The organism is Candidatus Methylomirabilota bacterium, from assembly GCA_028870115.1.
Lineage (GTDB): Bacteria > Methylomirabilota > Methylomirabilia > Methylomirabilales > Methylomirabilaceae > Methylomirabilis.
In genome coordinates, this window is sequence record JAGWQH010000102.1 from 47,696 (window position 1) to 61,302 (window position 13,607).

Sequence of the window (13,607 nt, forward strand, 5' to 3'; positions counted from 1 at the left end):
GGGACGGGATGAGGAGTCAGGGTATCGCCGCGTTGACGTCGGTTGGACGGGACCGGGCAAGCAGTCTGCTGAAACCGCAGGTCGATAAGATTCGAAGGTTCGATCTGCTCCAGTCGCTCCTGCTGGGAGGGATCGTCCTGATCGTGGTCCTATTTTACGTCTGGCAGCACATTCAGGTAGTTCGACTCGGGTACCAGGTAGAATACTTCACGGGGGAGCGCGCCGGTCTCATTCAACAGCAGAAAGAGCTGCGCCTTGAGGTCGCCCGGCTCAAGTCGCTCCGCCGCGTGGAGGAGATTGCCCGTCGTCAGCTTGGCCTCACGAGCCCCAAGTCAGGTCAAGTGATTGTGATCGAGTAGTTTTCGAAAGACCGGTATGTCGATGCAGCGTCGTGCTCGCGAGAGGTCATCCAACAAAGGAGAGACCACGCCCGCGCCGGCGAAGCGCAGCCGGTTGCGACGTCGCGTGATCGTGCTGTTCTGCTCGCTTGCGGCCGCCCTCACGGTCATTTCCGGCCAACTGTTTTCTCTCCAGGTATATCAATACTCGGCGCTGGTCGAGGTCGCCAATCGGCAGTCCTCGCGGCTGGTCCCATCAGTTGCCCGGCGCGGAACGATTTACGATCGCAATGGTCGGGAGCTGGCTATCAGCGTCGGAAGTTCCTCGATCTTTGCCCGGCCGTCCGAGGTGGAAGATCCGGAGCGGACCTCCGCAACCCTGTCTGCCGTACTCAGCCTGCCTGCCGAGAAGATCCTTGAGCAATTGCGCACAAAGAAGTCGTTGGTCTACATCAAGCGATCAGCCTCTCCGGAGGAGGCGGAGGCGATCGCGCGCCTCACACTGAAGGGAATCGGATTTGATGCGGAGAGCAAGCGATTTTATCCGAAAGCGCAACAGGCGGCCCACCTGTTGGGATTTGTGGGGAGAGACGATCGTGGGCTGGAAGGACTTGAACTGCAGTACGACGCCTTCCTGGCCGGCAAACGTAAGTGGATTGTGCGACAACAGGACGCCAAGCGTCGACCAATCTTCAGAGAGGAGGCCGGTGAGACGCAGGGTGCAGATCTGCACCTGACGATTGATGAGGTAATCCAATATATCACGGAACGGGAACTGGAAGCCGCGGTGACTCATTCCGGCGCCCTGAGCGGCAGCGCCATTGTGATGGATCCTTTCAGCGGCGAGATCCTGGCGCTTGCCAACTATCCGACGTTTGACCCCAATGCGTATGCCGAGGCGTCGGCGTTCGCCCGTCGGAACCGCGCGGTCGCCGATTACTACGAGCCGGGGTCGGCCTTCAAGGCCATCGTGGGCGCCGGCGCCCTGGAGGAGAGACTCGTGCGACCCGAAGATCGGTTCAGCGGTGAGGGCGGCGCCATTGAGGTGGGCGGGGTCATCATCCGGGATCATGAACGGTTTCAGACCCTTACGTTTGCCGAGGTGCTGGCGCACTCCAGCAATGTCGGGGCCATCAAGGTCGGCCAGCGGCTGGGCAAGAGTCACTACTACGATTACATCAGCGGGTTCGGGTTCGGGAATCTCACTAAGATCGATCTGCCGGGAGAGACGCCCGGTTTGATCCGGCGTCCGAAGGAGTGGTCGGCCCTCTCGCTCGCGTCGCTTTCCATCGGACAGGAGATCTCCGTGAGTCCGCTGCAGATGTTAACAGCGATGAGCGCCATTGCAAACGGCGGTATCCTGGTTCGTCCATACGTTACCAAGTCGATCGTCGCGGCGGACGGCAAAGTAGTCCGCGAGAACGTGCCGATGCAGGTCAGACGAGTCATCTCTGAAGACACCGCGAAAACCCTCGCGACCATCCTCAAAGGGGTCGTGACGGAAGGGACGGGAAAGGCCGCAGCCGTGGAGGGATTCGAGGTGGCCGGTAAGACCGGGACCTCTCAGAAAGTAGATCGAGCCACCGGTCGGTACTCCCGGCATAAGGTGGTAGCGTCATTTGTCGGGTTTGTTCCGGTCGAACAACCTCGACTGGCCATCATCGTCGTCGTCGACGAGCCGAGCACCCTCCGTTGGGGCGGATCGATCGCGGCGCCGACATTCCGGGAGATCGCCCGTGAGTCCTTGAAGCATCTCAGGACCACCCCGGTTGGCCGAGAGCCGTTCAGGCTGGCGGAAGGGATCCGTAATGCGACTTTTCGACTTAATTAAGGGGACTGAGCATCAGGTCCTCCGCGGTTCTGTCGATGTGGAGATTCATGCGATCCGGTACGATTCCAGGCATGTGAGGCCCGGTGATCTGTTCGTGTGTATCAGCGGGTTCAGGAGTGACGGCCACAACTACATCCAAGCTGCCTGGACAGCAGGCGCTGTTGCGGTTCTGGTAGAGCGACACGATCTGCCGGAGACGGCACTGCAAGGAGGGACGGTGGTGAAGGTGGCCGATGCCCGGCAGGGCCTTGCCGTGGTCGCGGACCGATTCTACGGCCATCCCTCGCGCAAGCTCACCATGGTGGGGGTGACCGGTACCAACGGCAAGACCACCACCACCTACCTGGTCGAGTCGGTGCTGCGACGCGCAGGGCACCAGGTCGGACTGATCGGCACGATCGGGTATCGCTGCAACGGGGTGGAGACAGAAGCGGCGCGGACGACACCGGAGTCCTGCGATCTGCAAGCGCTCCTCGAACGGATGACGCGTCTCAACGCCGACAGCGTGGTCATGGAGGTTTCGTCCCATGCTCTGGCGCTGCATCGCGTTGACGGCTGTGAATTTGATGTGGCCGTATTCACCAACCTCACACAGGACCATCTGGACTTCCATGGCACCATGGAGGCATACCGGAACGCAAAGCTTTCGCTGTTCGAGAGGCTGGGTATCGGGTCAACAAAAACGACGGAGAAAGCGGCGGTCGTCAATCTGGATGATCCGGCCGCGGACCTCTTTCTTGGGGCGACGCGGGCGAGACGCTACACGTACAGCATAGAGCGACCGGCGGATCTGTCGGCCACTGATATCGGTATGGGGCCGGACGGAATCCGGTGCCGACTGCAGACCCCGTGGGGGGCCACGGAGATTCGCTCTCCGTTACTGGGGCGCTACAACCTGTCCAACATCCTGGCGGCTGCCGCCACGGGGTTACATCTGGGCGTGAGTCTGTCGGCGGTCGCAGACGGGATCGCCGCGCTCCACCACGTTCCGGGTCGGTGTGAGCGGGTGGAGGCGGGACAGGAATTCAGTGTGATGGTCGATTATGCGCATACCCCTGACGCGCTGCGACGTGTCCTCCGCATGGCGCGGCAGTGCTGTCCGGGACGCCTGATCGTCCTGCTCGGGTGCGGGGGAGAGCGGGATCGGGGGAAGCGCCCAATCATGGGAGAAACGGCTCTGCAGTTGGCCGACTTCACGGTGATCACCTCCGACAATCCCCGCGGTGAGGACCCTCATCAGATCATCGAGGAGGTCGAGGCCGGGGCGAAAAAGGTGTGGGGCCAGGGTAAGGGCTATGTTACAATTTCAGATCGAGGGATGGCAATTCGCGAGGCCCTCTCGCTGGCGGGTAGAGGTGACATGGTGGTGATCGCGGGGAAGGGACACGAGACCTACCAGATTCTTCGTGATCGTACGATCCCTTTTGATGACCGATTGGTGGCCCGAGAGGCGCTCCACGAGTTGGGGTTCTGCCGAGAGTGAGGGGGTGATGTGCTCCAACGCCCCGATCCGCTTCGGGACGTGAGAGGCTGATGTGCTGATTCGTGTCGGTGACCTGGACACCCATTTTACCGTATGGGGAGAGGGGAGGCCGGTGATTCTCCTTCATGGATGGGGCACCTCGGCCGAGTCGTTGAGCGTTGTTGCCAAGGCGTTAGAGGATCGATTCCGGGTGTACGCCCTTGATCTGCCGGGTTTCGGCTGGACCCCATCCGCTGCCACAACGTGGGGAACATGGGAGTACGCGTCCTATGTCGAGGCATTTATGGACCGCGTCGGCATCCCGATGGCCAGCATGGTCGGCCATTCATTTGGGGGCCGAATCGCGCTTGTCCTGGCTGCCCAACGGCCTGACAGGGTTCGAAGCCTCGTTCTGGTGGCCAGCGCAGGGATCCGTCCGAAACGAGGTCTCCTGTACCGCGTCAAGGCTGGCGCCGCGAGACTGGCGAAGCGGTTCTTTTCGCTCTCCTTATGGGGTAGGTTGGGCGAGCGGGTCGTTGCCGAACTCTATCGGCGGGTCGGGTCACGGGACTATCGGAATGCCGGACCATTGCGCGCCACGCTGGTCAAGGTCGTTGGCGAAGATCTTCGAGGGATCTTGTCCTCTATACGCGTGCCCACTCTGATCATCTGGGGAGATCGGGACCAGGAGGTGCCTTTTTCCTCGATGGAGATCATGGCGCGTGGGATACCGGGCTCGCGGTTGGAGGTCCTCGAGGGGGCCGGCCATTTCCCGTTTGTCGACAGACCGGACCGTTTTGACCAGTTGGTGAGGGAGTTCTTGTGCCAGGACAGCCGGTGATGCGGGCGGATAAGGCGCCTTGGCCTTCATTCGCAGGTCGGGCCGTAGCCGGTCTTTTGCCGTATATGGCGGTTGTTGTGGGGCGTCATCTGGATCTGATATACCTCACCCAGTTGGAGCGTTACAACAGCGCGCGCCTGCGAGGCTGGATCGTCAGGCACTGGGGCATAGTTCTGGACGGCCGAGCGGCCCTTGTCCAGGTGGCGGTCCTGGGGGTCGGAATCCTCCTTGCGTGGTTGCCTCTCCCAGCCATGATGTTTTATATCCTCTGGCTGGCCGCCGGGATGTGGCTGAGAGCCCGGTGGTCCTCGCTTCAGGTCAGCCAGCGACTGCAGTGGACGCCCCGAACGGTACGCCTGGCAGCGGTCACGTTCGTCCTGGCGATGGCGGCCATGCTCGCAACCTCTTGGTTGACCGTAGCCGTGCTCTCCCGGCTTATGGTGGCTCCTCGTGCCCTCCTTGTCGGCATCGGCCTGGCTGCGGGTCTTTTTGTAGTGTCCGAGGTTGCAGCCGGCACGATCCTCGCAGCAAGTCTGAGCCTTGCCCCGCTGGAGCAGGCGATCAATCAGCGCTTCTATGTGCAGGCGACGGCGCGCATGCGGCGGTATCCCGGGGAGGTTGTCGGGATCACAGGGAGCTACGGCAAGACCACGACCAAGTTCATCACCGCCGCGTTGCTTCAGAGGCGCTACTCGGTCTTTAAGACGCCTGACGGGGTCAACACCACCATGGGCATTGTTCGGGTTGTCCGTGAGGCGCTGCGGGACGACCACCGCTTCTTCGTTGTCGAGGTGGCGGCATACGGCCCAGGCGAGATCAGGGAGGTGTGCCAGGTCCTGCGGCCCCGGCTCGGTATTCTTACGGCGGTCGGGGTCCAGCACCTCGAGCGTTTCGGCAGGCCGGAGCGGATCGCCGAGGCGAAGTATGAGCTGATCGGTTCGCTCCCGCCGGATGGCCTGGCGATCGTGAACGCCGACGATCCGGTCTGCCTGCGGTTGGCCGAGCGCGCGAGGCGGGAAGGTCGGCGCGTGCTCTTATACGGGATCGGTGAGGACGAGAGGGCGCTGGGCGTCCGCGGGAGAGATGTCAAGCTCTCCAGTAAGGGTTCGGCCTTTCGCGTGGAGACCGAGCATGGCGTCGCCATGTTCGAAACCAGGTTGCTGGGGAGCTGGAACATCGGCAATGTCCTGGGGGCAACGGCCGCGGCGTTGGAGTGCGGCGTGTCCCTGGAGGAGATTACCGACGGCGTACGGACGCTCACACCGGCCCCAAAGCGCCTGGAGCTTCGCGAAGAAGGCGGGGTCATCAAGTTGATCGATGTGGCCAATGCCAACCCGCGCGGGGCGCAGATGGCCTTGGAGGTCCTCAGCCAGTTTGAGGGGGGCTCGAAGATTTTGATAACGCCGGGACTGGTGGAGCTTGGCCAGATCGAGGCGGAGGAGAACCGCCGGTTGGGCCGGGCTGCCGCCGCGGTGTGCGATTACGTGCTGTTGGTGGGGCCACAGCAGACCCAACCGTTGCGGGAAGGACTTCGCGAGGCCGGATTTGCCGGTAGCCGGGTCCTGGTGGCCCGGCACAGCGGCGAAGTGGCCGACTGCCTCAAAACGATCGTTCAAGAGGGTGATGTGCTGCTATACGAGAATCGACTGCCGGACACCTATCTGGAGTGTGCATGAACAGCAGTCTGACACGCATAGGGCTGATATTCGGAAGTCGCTCGGTAGAGCGAGAGATTTCGATCATGACCGCCAGTAAGGTCTACGAGGTCTTACTCTCGTTACAGGACCGGTTCGAGACGCTGCCGATCTTTCTGACGGCGGAGGGCACCTGGCTCACCGGTGAGGCGGTTCGGGATCTGTTGACGGTCGATGCCGAGATACGCAAGCTGGCGGAGCGAGGCGTCGCGGCAGGATCGGCTGAGCGAGCGAAGCTCGACGCCGAAAAGCTGCGGTTGAATCGGGAGCGATACGCGCCGCAGCTTGACAACCTGGACCGTGGCCTGAGCGCAACGGGGGTTGAGCCGCTCTTTCTGGCGCCTGACCCGGCGGTCGGCGGATTGATGCCGCAGCAGGAGCGGAAAGGCTGGCTTCGCAAGGCGCTTCATCCCACCATCGATCTGGCCTTTCCGGTCATTCATGGGACGCATGGCGAGGATGGAACGATTCAGGGTCTGTGTGAATTGGCCGATCTGCCGTATGTCGGGGCCGGGGTCGCCGCCTCGGCCGTAGGAATGGATAAGATCGTCTCGAAGCTCCTCTTCCAGGGCGCAGGCCTTCCCGTTGTTGAGGGGATCGGTATTACCAGGCGCGAGCTGCTGGAGGATGAAGCGGCCGTCGTGAAGGCGGTTGAGTGCAGGCTGAACTATCCGGTGGTGGTCAAACCTGCCGTCGCAGGTTCCAGCGTTGGTATCGGTGTGGCGCATGATGCGGTCGAAGCGCTGAGTCTGGCGAAGCGTGCGATGCGCTTCAGCCGTCGCGTACTGGTCGAGCGGGCTGTTCAGCAGCGGATCGAGGTGCAATGCGGCGTCCTCGGCAACTACGCGTTGACCGTTTCGGAATGTGAAGAGTTGATCAGTTCAGGTGAGGTTGTGGGCTATCGTGAGAAGTACCCCGAGGACAAGAAGCCGGGGAGCGCAGACTTGGCGCCAAGCATCATCCCAGCCAGAATTCCCCAGGCGCTTTCTGATGAGATACGGTCTATGGCGGTAGCCGCCTTCAAGGCGATCGATTCGCGCGGGATCTCCCGGATTGATTTCCTCGTCGACTCGGCCGCTATGAAGCCGTACGTCAATGAGATCAACACGATGCCGGGATCGCTCTCCCTGACCCTCTGGGAGCGAAGCGGGGTAAAGCCGGCGGAGCTTATCGTTCGCTTGGTAGAATTAGCGCTCGAGACCCATCGAGACAAGCGCTCGACCCAGTTCAAATCGACAGAGGGCAAGGCATTGGTTGATCGGCGGCATCTGGTGACGCCCGGCAAGTAAAAGAAATTATGCTGTATCACCTGCTTTACCCATGGCACGAAAGCTACGCAGCCTTAAACGTCTTCCGGTACGTGACCTTTCGGACGGCAGGGGCCATCCTTACCGCCCTGCTGATCAGTCTGCTGCTGGGGCCTGCGTTGATCCGCTGGCTTCAGAAGTTACAGATCGGTCAAAGTATCAGAGACGACGGGCCGGCAGGTCATCTGCGGAAGGCCGGGACGCCCACGATGGGTGGTCTCCTGATCCTGGCCTCTGTGTTCACCGCTACGTTGCTCTGGGCGAACCTGACCAACCGGTTCGTGTGGCTCGCTGTGTTCAGCACGGTCTGGATGGGGGCGGTGGGGTTCATCGACGATTATCGGAAGGTCGTGGCCAGGAACAGCAAGGGGCTCTCGGCCAGAGCAAAACTGTTATGGCAGGCGATTCCCAGCATGCTCGTCGGGCTCTTCCTGTACGTTAACCCCGTCGATGCATACACCACAAAGCTGGCTATCCCCTTCTTCAAACACTGGATACCAGATCTGGGCTGGGGCTACGTCCTGTTTGTGATGCTGGTCATTGTCGGCGCGTCAAATGCGGTGAATTTGACCGATGGCCTGGATGGGTTGGCTATCGGCCCGATTCTGATGACCGCTGCGGCGTATACGGTTCTGGCGTACGTTGCGGGGAATGCCAGCATCGCTCACTATCTGCAGGTCGTCTTTGTGAGAGGCAGCTCGGAACTTACTGTCTTTGGCGGCGCCATCGTCGGAGCTGCCCTGGGATTCCTCTGGTATAACGCGTATCCCGCGCAGCTCTTTATGGGCGATACCGGCTCGTTGGCGCTTGGGGCCGCCGTGGCAACGCTCGCTGTCCTGGTCAAGAGCGAGTTGCTCCTGCTCATCGTCGGGGGGGTGTTCGTGGCGGAGGCCATCTCGGTGATCCTGCAGGTCTTCTCTTACCGGACGACCGGCCGACGGGTTTTCCGGATGGCGCCGATCCATCATCACTACGAGTTGAACGGGATGGCGGAGCCGAAGATCATAGTCCGGTTCTGGATCATCTCCTTTATTCTGGCCCTGCTCTCGCTCACCACGTTGAAATTGAGGTGAAATGCTACCTGCGATGATTGATCTGGCCGGCAAGCGAGTAGTGGTTGTGGGGTTGGCGCGATCCGGAGAGGCGGCCTGCCGTCTATTACTCAAACAGGGCGCTACGGTCATCGGTACCGACCGCCGGGGTGAGCATGAGGCCGATGCCGGCCTCTGCAGCCTGGAACAGGACGGGGTCAGTCTTGAACTGGGCAAGCGTTATCTGCACTCCCTGCTCTCTGCTGATCTCGTCGTAGTCAGCCCGGGGATCGATCTGCGTGAGCCGCTGTTTCGGCGGGTTCGTAAGGTGGGCATCCCGCTGATCGGCGAGGTCGAACTGGCCTACCGGTGCAGTGAAGCTACATTCATCGGGATTACCGGGACCAACGGCAAAAGCACCACTACGACTCTGATTGGCGCAATGCTGAAGCAAGCCGGCCTGCCTTCGCATGTAGCTGGCAACATCGGTACCCCCCTCTGTCGAGTGGCGCCTTCCCTTGCGGCGGGTGAGTGTGTGGTGGCGGAGCTATCAAGCTTTCAATTGGAAACGATCGAGCAGTTCAGGCCGCGCGTGGCGTTGCTCCTGAATCTCGCACCCGATCATCTCGACCGATACGATCAGATCGAGGACTATTACCAGGCTAAGGCTCGCATCTTTGAGAACCAAAGGGTGTCAGACTTCGCCATCGTGAATGCGGACGATCCGCTGGTTCTCCAAGCGGCAGCACAGGTTCGAGGACGGAAGATCGCATTCAGCCGGACTGAACCGCTCGATACGGGGGCGTACGTCGGGGAAGATCAGCTTATTCTGGCCATGAACGGGAGGCGAGAGGTCATTTGTCGGGTACCCGAGCTTCGGATCCAGGGGGTACATAATCTGGAGAACGCTTTGGCCGCCAGCCTGGCGGCGGCAGTCGCCGGCGTACCTACGATGGCGATCCGGAACGCGCTCACCAGCTTCGAAGGTCTCCCGCACCGCGTGGAGTGTGTTGCCGAGATCGGCGGTGTTCGTTATATCGATGACTCCAAGGGAACAAACGTCGGGGCGGTGATCCGATCGCTTCAAAGTTTTACGGTCCCCGTTGTGCTCATTGCCGGGGGTAAGGATAAACAGAGCGACTTCAGCCCGCTCGCGCCCCTTGTCCGCGAGCGGGTAAAGAGACTGGTCCTGATCGGCCAGGCCGCTCCAAAGTTGCGACGTGAGCTTGCCGGGGCCTGTCCGATAGAGGACGCATCCAGTCTTGAGGAGGCAGTACGGCGCGCCGCGGCCGCCGCATCGCCCGGCGAGGTCGTCTTGCTGTCGCCGGCCTGCGCCAGCTTTGATATGTTTACTGATTTTGAGGATCGTGGGCGCGTTTTCAAGGCGGCAGTACGGGAGCTCGCGCCTCTCGCTTGCAGCATACGGGGACAGGCATGATCGCAAAGCGCTTCTCCTATGATAAGCTGCTGTGCAGCGTCTCGCTGGTGCTGGTCGGGCTTGGTATCGTCATGGTCTACAGCGCAGGCGCCATCAAGGCTCAGGAGAAATACGACGACCCGTTCTTTTTTCTGAAGAAGCAGCTCCTCTGGGCCCTGATCGGGTTCGCGGTCATGGTCTGGGCCATGAACCGCGACTACCACACATTCCAGAAGTATATGCTTCCGCTATTCCTTCTCTCGCTGTTCCTCCTTGTTCTGGTGCTGGTCCCATCAATCGGGGTGAAGGTCAACAATGCCAGGCGATGGCTCCGGCTGTTCGGGATCTCCTTTCAACCGTCTGAGCTGGCCAAGCTCTCCATTGTTCTCCTCATGGCCAGGCTCCTGGCCAAAAACGCCGATCAGGAGGAGCACTTCATCAAACGCTTTCTCTTACCGCTTATCCTCTCAGGAGCTCTGTGCGGCCTGATCATGTTGCAGCCCCACTTTGGGATGGTGGGGATCCTGCTGTGCGCGATCTTGGCGCTATGTTTCATGGCTGGCGTCCGTCTGCGCCACCTGAGTGTTGTTGTTCTCGTCGTGGCGACGATCGCCTTCCTGTTCGTCCTGGCCCACCCGTATGCCAGAACGCGAGTGATGACGCTGCTGGACCGTCATCACGCTCCCTCTAACGCAGCACATCAGACCAACCAGTCAATCTATGCGTTGGGGCCTGGGGGACTTCTGGGGCGGGGACTCGGCGACAGTTTTGGGAAGCTGGGCTATCTGCCGGAGTCCCATACCGAGTTCATCTTTGCCGTTGTCGGGGAGGAGACAGGATTCGTAGGGTCGCTGCTGGTAGTTTCCCTTTTCGGCATTCTCTTGTGGCGGGGGACCCGGATCGCACTCCGGGCGCCGGATCTGTTCGGGGCCTACACGGCGATGGGCATTACCTTCATCATCGTTGCCCAGGCCGCCATCAACCTTGGGGTAGTTGTCGGACTGCTGCCTATTACGGGTTTGCCTTTACCGTTGGTCAGCTTCGGCGGTACATCACTGGTCATTACCTTTTTATGCATCGGGATCCTGCTCAGCATCTCGCGTTACCAGACGGCGAGAGGACGACTCACATGAGGGCCATCATTGCAGGAGGCGGGACGGGCGGGCACCTCTTTCCCGCCATTGCGTTAGCCGAGGAACTCAGATCAAGAATGACTGACCTGCCGCTCCTGTTTGTTGGCGTCGAGGGAGGGGTTGAGGCATCGTTGCTTGCGACGAGAGGTTGGGACTTCGAAGGGATCAGGGCTTCCGGCTTGCAGGGTAAACGCTTCCTGTCGCGGCTTCGAAGCCTCACGCTGATTCCCTCAGGACTCATCCGGTCTCTCTCAATCCTTCGACGGTTCCGTCCCGATGTCGTGGTCGGATTCGGCGGCTACGCCTCAGCAGCCATCGTGCTGTCGGGAGTGCTTGCGAGGATCCCGACCGTAATCCATGAGCAGAACGCCATGCCGGGGCTTGCCAATCGATGGCTGGGGAAGATCGTTGATCGCGTTGCGGTTGCCTTCGACGAGGCATCTGATTTTTTTCCCAAGAGTAAGGTGCGGGTGACCGGCAATCCGGTTCGAGCGGAACTCTTCGGCGTGAGCAGGGCTGAGGCCGTGACCCGCCTGGATCTCGATCCGGATCGTCTCACCCTTCTGATCTTCGGCGGCAGCCAGGGGGCTCACCGGTTGAACCAGGCGGTCATGGAGGCGCTTCCCATGCTCACAGACGAGCGAGAGCGGATCCAGTTCATCCATGCCACGGGTCCGCGCGATCTTTCTTTTGTCCGACAAGGATATGACGCTCAAGGGTGTCGAGCGGTGGTGGAGCCGTTCTTTCAGGTGATGGCCACCGCATACGCTGTTGCTGATCTCTGCTTCTGTCGAGCCGGCGCCGGTACAGTAGCAGAGCTCTGCGCCCTGGGGAAACCGTCGGTGCTCGTTCCGTTCCCCTTTGCCGCCAACGATCACCAGCGTTACAACGCTGAAGCGCTGGTCGCCGCCGGCGGAGCGCGGATGGTCCTGGACTGCGATCTGAGTGGTGCCAAGGTAGCCGAGATCATACGGACGTGTCTCCGCGATAGAGAGGGGCGTGAGGTTATGGCGCGCAGCGCGACGGCCCTGGCGAAACCGGATGCGGCGAGCCGCCTGGCCGATCTTGTCACACAGACGGCGCGTCGGGCGTCGGGCGCCAAGCTCCAAGTGTTCCGCCCGGAGTTACGACGTGGAACCAGGGACTGCGAACATGTTTAAGAAGATCCGACACATCCACTTCGTTGGGATCGGAGGGGTCGGGATGAGCGGCATTGCCGAGGTCCTCCATAATCTCGGCTATCTGGTCAGCGGCTCCGACCTGAAGATGTCGGAGCATACATATCGTCTCCAGGAGTTGGGGGTTATCGTACAGATCGGCCATCATCCCGCCCACGTACAGGATGCCGATGTCGTGGTCCGGTCCTCGGCGGTCTCTCCAGAGAATCCGGAGATTGTCGAGGCCAAGCGTCAGGCTATTCCGGTTGTTCAGCGAGCGGAGATGCTGGCTGAGCTGATGCGGATGAAGTACGGCGTGGCCGTTGCCGGTACTCACGGGAAGACGACTACGACCTCTATGGTGGCTACGGTTCTGGCGAAGGCGGGCCTTGACCCCACCGTGGTCATCGGAGGCAGGCTGGATGCGCTTGGCAGCAATGCGAAGCTCGGACAGGGCGAGTTCATGGTTGCGGAGGCCGACGAGAGCGACGGCTCGTTCCTCAAGTTGGCGCCCACCATCGCCGTCGTGACCACCATCGATGCCGAGCACCTCGATTACTACCGCGACCTGCAGCAGATCAAGGAGACGTTCCTCGAGTTCATCAACAAAGTTCCTTTTTACGGCTCCGCTATTTTGTGCCTCGATCAAGAACAGATCCAGGACCTGTTGCCCAGGGTAGAGAAACGTATTATCTCGTATGGCTGTAACGCGCAGGCCGATTTGACGGCAGAGGGCATTTCACTGAATGGGCTCAACTCTACCTTCAAAGTGAGGTTCAGGGGGTTGCCGCTGGGGGAGGTACAACTCAGGGTTCCTGGAGTGCACAATGTATCAAATGCATTGGCAGCCATGGCAGTGGGCCTCGATCTGGAGATCGAATTTGCCGTAATCCGGTCAGCGCTCTGGGAGTTCTCCGGTGTCGCTCGACGTTTCCAGGTGAAAGGGAGGCCCCAGGATATCATGGTGGTGGACGACTACGCCCATCACCCGGCCGAGATCCAGGCCACGCTCAAAGCGGCCAGGGATGGATTTGGGCGGCGGCTGATCGTTATTTTTCAGCCGCATCGGTACAGCAGGACGCAGCGGTTACTCCCCGAGTTCGCCTCAGCCTTCGATTTCGCCGATCAGGTAATTATCACCGGGATCTATCCGGCAGGAGAGACGCCGATTGCCGGGGTCTCCGGCCGGCAGATCGCGGACGGGGTTGTGGGTCGGAAAGGACCAGAGGTTCTGTATGTGGAACGCAAGGAGGAGATCCCGGACCGAGCCGTCGAGTTGGCCCGTCCTGGAGACTTGGTCATCACCATGGGTGCGGGCGACATCTGGAAGGTCGGTGAGCAGATTATCGGCCGATTGAAGGATAGGGTATAGTAATAGTACAGGGTGGTAGGTCCA

At 60.8% G+C, this 13,607-nt stretch carries 11 protein-coding genes; all 11 read left to right on the plus strand.

The annotated features are described in order from the left end of the window. The first annotated feature begins 8 nt into the window (after window positions 1-8). Genes KGL31_11935 through KGL31_11985 form a run of 11 tightly spaced genes read left to right on the plus strand, consistent with a single transcriptional unit; the run spans window position 9 to window position 13,583 of the window. On the plus strand, window positions 9-359 hold the full coding sequence (locus KGL31_11935) for a cell division protein FtsL (protein MDE2322601.1): 351 nt from the start codon (window positions 9-11) through the stop codon (window positions 357-359). 22 nt (window positions 360-381) lie between these two features. After that, on the plus strand, window positions 382-2,169 hold the full coding sequence (locus KGL31_11940) for a penicillin-binding protein 2 (GenBank protein ID MDE2322602.1): 1,788 nt from the start codon (window positions 382-384) through the stop codon (window positions 2,167-2,169). After that, window positions 2,147-3,652 (plus strand): UDP-N-acetylmuramoyl-L-alanyl-D-glutamate--2,6-diaminopimelate ligase, encoded by a 1,506-nt coding sequence (locus tag KGL31_11945; protein ID MDE2322603.1) that lies wholly within the window; start codon window positions 2,147-2,149, stop codon window positions 3,650-3,652. Before KGL31_11940 ends, KGL31_11945 begins: the two co-directional genes overlap by 23 nt. A 52-nt stretch (window positions 3,653-3,704) precedes the next feature. Then, window positions 3,705-4,472: an alpha/beta hydrolase gene (locus tag KGL31_11950; protein ID MDE2322604.1), complete on the plus strand. Its 768-nt coding sequence runs from the start codon at window positions 3,705-3,707 to the stop codon at window positions 4,470-4,472. Continuing rightward, window positions 4,472-6,148, plus strand: a complete 1,677-nt coding sequence (locus KGL31_11955) for a UDP-N-acetylmuramoyl-tripeptide--D-alanyl-D-alanine ligase (protein MDE2322605.1) — start codon at window positions 4,472-4,474, stop codon at window positions 6,146-6,148. The genes KGL31_11950 and KGL31_11955 overlap by 1 nt, the downstream gene beginning before the upstream one ends. Beyond that, the gene (locus KGL31_11960) at window positions 6,145-7,455 is read left to right on the plus strand and encodes a D-alanine--D-alanine ligase (GenBank protein ID MDE2322606.1); all 1,311 of its coding nucleotides are present in this window, start codon (window positions 6,145-6,147) and stop codon (window positions 7,453-7,455) included. Before KGL31_11955 ends, KGL31_11960 begins: the two co-directional genes overlap by 4 nt. Window positions 7,456-7,463: 8 nt before the next feature. Further along, window positions 7,464-8,546, plus strand: a complete 1,083-nt coding sequence (gene mraY, locus KGL31_11965) for a phospho-N-acetylmuramoyl-pentapeptide-transferase (protein MDE2322607.1) — start codon at window positions 7,464-7,466, stop codon at window positions 8,544-8,546. A gap of 1 nt (window position 8,547) precedes the next feature. Further along, the gene (locus tag KGL31_11970) at window positions 8,548-9,942 is read left to right on the plus strand and encodes a UDP-N-acetylmuramoyl-L-alanine--D-glutamate ligase (protein MDE2322608.1); all 1,395 of its coding nucleotides are present in this window, start codon (window positions 8,548-8,550) and stop codon (window positions 9,940-9,942) included. Then, the gene (gene ftsW / locus KGL31_11975; GenBank protein ID MDE2322609.1) at window positions 9,939-11,054 is read left to right on the plus strand and encodes a putative lipid II flippase FtsW; all 1,116 of its coding nucleotides are present in this window, start codon (window positions 9,939-9,941) and stop codon (window positions 11,052-11,054) included. The genes KGL31_11970 and ftsW overlap by 4 nt, the downstream gene beginning before the upstream one ends. Beyond that, window positions 11,051-12,214: an undecaprenyldiphospho-muramoylpentapeptide beta-N-acetylglucosaminyltransferase gene (murG, locus tag KGL31_11980; GenBank protein ID MDE2322610.1), complete on the plus strand. Its 1,164-nt coding sequence runs from the start codon at window positions 11,051-11,053 to the stop codon at window positions 12,212-12,214. Before ftsW ends, murG begins: the two co-directional genes overlap by 4 nt. Beyond that, window positions 12,207-13,583, plus strand: a complete 1,377-nt coding sequence (locus KGL31_11985) for a UDP-N-acetylmuramate--L-alanine ligase (GenBank protein ID MDE2322611.1) — start codon at window positions 12,207-12,209, stop codon at window positions 13,581-13,583. The genes murG and KGL31_11985 overlap by 8 nt, the downstream gene beginning before the upstream one ends. Window positions 13,584-13,607 lie beyond the last annotated feature (24 nt).

What these genes read in the sequence shown, in the direction of transcription:
- KGL31_11945 (MDE2322603.1), top strand. Translation starts at nt 2,147, where the DNA reads ATGCGACTTTTCGACTTAATTAAGGGGACTGAGCATCAGGTCCTCCGC.
- murG (MDE2322610.1), top strand. Translation starts at nt 11,051, where the DNA reads ATGAGGGCCATCATTGCAGGAGGCGGGACGGGCGGGCACCTCTTTCCC.
- KGL31_11935 (MDE2322601.1), top strand. Translation starts at nt 9, where the DNA reads ATGAGGAGTCAGGGTATCGCCGCGTTGACGTCGGTTGGACGGGACCGG.
- mraY (MDE2322607.1), top strand. Translation starts at nt 7,464, where the DNA reads ATGCTGTATCACCTGCTTTACCCATGGCACGAAAGCTACGCAGCCTTA.
- KGL31_11940 (MDE2322602.1), top strand. Translation starts at nt 382, where the DNA reads ATGCAGCGTCGTGCTCGCGAGAGGTCATCCAACAAAGGAGAGACCACG.
- KGL31_11955 (MDE2322605.1), top strand. Translation starts at nt 4,472, where the DNA reads ATGCGGGCGGATAAGGCGCCTTGGCCTTCATTCGCAGGTCGGGCCGTA.
- KGL31_11970 (MDE2322608.1), top strand. Translation starts at nt 8,548, where the DNA reads ATGCTACCTGCGATGATTGATCTGGCCGGCAAGCGAGTAGTGGTTGTG.
- ftsW (MDE2322609.1), top strand. Translation starts at nt 9,939, where the DNA reads ATGATCGCAAAGCGCTTCTCCTATGATAAGCTGCTGTGCAGCGTCTCG.
- KGL31_11960 (MDE2322606.1), top strand. Translation starts at nt 6,145, where the DNA reads ATGAACAGCAGTCTGACACGCATAGGGCTGATATTCGGAAGTCGCTCG.
- KGL31_11985 (MDE2322611.1), top strand. Translation starts at nt 12,207, where the DNA reads ATGTTTAAGAAGATCCGACACATCCACTTCGTTGGGATCGGAGGGGTC.